Source organism: Staphylococcus sp. HMSC069D12 (genome assembly GCF_001810405.1).
Taxonomy (GTDB): Bacteria; Bacillota; Bacilli; order Staphylococcales; family Staphylococcaceae; genus Staphylococcus; species Staphylococcus haemolyticus.
The window spans coordinates 305-540 of record NZ_KV801133.1; the positions used below are offsets into that span (position 1 = coordinate 305).

Here is a 236-nt window from a genome sequence, read left to right on the forward strand (position 1 = left end):
GGTTCGGCAGTTCGAATCTGCCCCCCTCCACCATCTTAAATTAGGGACATAGTTCAACGGTAGAATAGAGGTCTCCAAAACCTTTGATGTGGGTTCGATTCCTACTGTCCCTGCCATGGCGGTTGTGGCGAAGTGGTTAACGCATCGGATTGTGGTTCCGACACTCGAGGGTTCGATTCCCTTCAACCGCCCTTAATTTTATTAATGGGCTATAGCCAAGCGGTAAGGCAACGGAC

2 tRNA genes are annotated in these 236 nt (G+C 50.4%); both read left to right on the plus strand.

The annotated features are described in order from the left end of the window. The first annotated feature begins 42 nt into the window (after nucleotides 1-42). Nucleotides 43-116, plus strand: a tRNA-Trp gene (locus HMPREF2737_RS11125). A 2-nt stretch (nucleotides 117-118) separates the two neighbouring features. Continuing rightward, nucleotides 119-191, plus strand: a tRNA-His gene (locus tag HMPREF2737_RS11130). Nucleotides 192-236: the final 45 nt, after the last annotated feature.